Source organism: Rhodococcus sp. R1101, assembly GCF_000278445.1.
GTDB classification, from domain to species: Bacteria; Actinomycetota; Actinomycetes; order Mycobacteriales; family Mycobacteriaceae; genus Rhodococcus; species Rhodococcus gordoniae.
This window is the reverse complement of record NZ_AJVB01000569.1, coordinates 1-2,252: the sequence shown is the minus strand read 5'-3', so window position 1 is coordinate 2,252 and position 2,252 is coordinate 1. Positions and strand designations below refer to the sequence as shown.

The following is a 2,252-nucleotide window of genomic DNA, read 5'->3' as shown; positions in this document are numbered from 1 at the left end:
ATCGCCGGTTTCCGGTGGGGGCTCGAGCACGACTACACGGTGCTCGTGGAGATGGACGCCGACGGCAGCCACGCCCCCGAACAGCTGCACCTGCTGCTCGAGCAGGTCGACGCCGGCGCCGATCTGGTGCTCGGCTCCCGGTACGTGCCCGGCGGCACGGTGGTGAACTGGCCGTGGCACCGCGAGGTGCTCTCCCGCGGCGGCAACATCTACTCGCGGCTCGCGCTCGGGGTGTCGATCCAGGACATCACCGGCGGCTACCGCGCCTACCGCCGGGAGGTGCTCGAGAAGCTCGACCTCGATGCGATCGCCTCGCACGGCTACTGCTTCCAGGTCGATCTGGCGTGGCGCACCCTGCAGGCCGGGTTCACCGTCGCCGAGGTGCCCATCACGTTCACCGAACGGGAGATCGGTGAGTCGAAGATGAACGGCAACATCGTGCAGGAGGCCCTCGTGCGGGTCACCGTGTGGGGATTGCGCAGCCGCCTCGCGCGGCTGCGGGCACTGCTCGGCCGGTGATGCTCTCTGCGCTGCGCGGCTGATGCGTCAGGCGCTGCGCGGCCACGGCCAGCGGGCGTCGAGTTCCTCCCCGAGCCCCAGGGCCGCGCACAACCGGCGGATGGCGGTGCAGTCCTGCACCACCGGCCGGCCCTCGCTCACCGCGATGGTGTCGGCGACGAGTTCGTCGCCGCCGGGGATGTTCTCGTGCGCGATGATCGCCGCCCAGGTGGAGGTGTCGGCGCCGGTGAACGCCGCGACCGCTGCGCCGAGCGCGTCGAGCAACCGCACCCGATCGGCGTCGTCGAGTTCGGTGAGCACCGCGGTGAGCAGGCCCCCGGCGAGGGAGGCGTGGCACAGTTCGTCGCGGCGGTGCACGGCCACCGTCGCGCGGTTCACCGGCTGCACCTGCGGGTCGGTGGTGAGCAACGCCAGATAGGCGCTGATCGAGGTTTCGGCGACGGTGGTGAACGCCAGCTGCACCAGCGCCGCCGCCCGCGGATCCTCCGCCCGGGCGACCGCGGTCCGGTGCTCCCGCACCGTGGGGCACAGCGGCAGCACCGATTCCGGTAACGCCCAGCCGCGCCGGCGGCGGGTCAGCGCGTTGGCCTGCTGATGCATGAGGGTGTGGTATTGCTCGTCGACCATCGCCTGCAGCACCCCGGTGACCACCCTGTCCGACGGGCCGAAGCCGAACACGTCGTCGGTGATCAACCCGAAGCCCGGGTTGACGACGTGCTGCTCGATGTCGACGACGCTCTTGTTGTAGGCGATCCACGCCCACGCCCGCAGCCGCGCCCGCTGCGCCTCGTCCAGCGCCAGATAGCGCCGATGCCCGGCGAACGGCAGCATCTGCTCGGGGAAGTCGGCGCGGTGCGGGTCGAACAGCGCATCGAGGTCCACCTCGGGTTTCTTCACCGCGGCGCGGCGCGGCCAGGACCGGACCAGTCCGGCGATCACCGCGCTCTCGGCCGGATCGGACGGATCGTGCTGCGGGAGTTCCGGCGCGCGCAGCTGCCCGCCCGGGGTGTCGGACTCGGTCACGTCCGGCTCCTTTCCTCGCGGGAGGACACCGCACCCGGATCCCGCGGCAGCGTCGCGAACAGCTGCGCGCACAACTCCGCGGCGGCGGGGTGCCCGTCGCCCAGCGCGGCGCGGGCCCGGTCGAGCAGCGCCGCGAAGTCGGGCAGCGCGTCGGTGGCGGCGTCGAGGTCGGCGACCGCCTCGGCGAGCGCGCGACGGGCGGTGTCGGCATACGGGTTGGTGCGCTGGATGTCGTGGTAGACCTCGGCGGTGCCGCCGGTGATGCGCGCGAGCAGCGCCCGCAGCACGGTGTGCGGGGGTGCGGCGACCCGCGCGGCGACGCCCGGCACGTCGAGCCGGTCGAGGGCGATCCCGAAGGCGAGGATCGCGGCGTGGGTGAGCACCTGCACGGCGGCGGTGAGGCGGTCGTGCTCGTCCGCGGTGGTCTCCACCACGGTGGCGCCCCGGGCGCGCAGCGCCGTCACGAACTCGTCCGCGGCCGGGGCGTCGTGGTGGCGCACCGTCAGCACCGGCCGGCCCGGCAGACCGAGATCCGGGGCGAACATCGGGTTGATGCCCAGCGCGGGTGCGCCCGGCCGGTAGGTGTGCAGCGCCGCGGCGATCGGGGTCTTCACCGACAGGGTCTCCACCAGCAGGGTGTGCGGGGGCAGCAGCCGCGCCAGCACCGGCAGGGCGGCACCGGCGATCACGTCGGGGACGGCCAAGATCAC

The 2,252-nt window shown here is 73.2% G+C and carries 3 protein-coding genes; 1 reads left to right on the top strand and 2 read right to left on the bottom strand.

What is annotated here, in order from left to right; genetic code table 11:
- Positions 1-519 (top strand): glycosyltransferase (locus tag R1101_RS0121710; RefSeq protein ID WP_016935347.1); only part of this gene is annotated, 519 nt, incomplete at its 5' end.
- Between the two features lie 27 nt (positions 520-546).
- Here the strand turns inward: R1101_RS0121710 and R1101_RS0121705 are convergent.
- Both R1101_RS0121705 and R1101_RS28075 read right to left on the bottom strand, forming a co-directional pair.
- Positions 547-1,542: an AurF N-oxygenase family protein gene (locus R1101_RS0121705; RefSeq protein ID WP_016935346.1), complete on the bottom strand. Its 996-nt coding sequence runs from the start codon at positions 1,540-1,542 to the stop codon at positions 547-549.
- Positions 1,539-2,252 (bottom strand): prephenate dehydrogenase dimerization domain-containing protein (locus tag R1101_RS28075; protein WP_016935345.1); only part of this gene is annotated, 714 nt, incomplete at its 5' end. The genes R1101_RS28075 and R1101_RS0121705, both read right to left, overlap by 4 nt.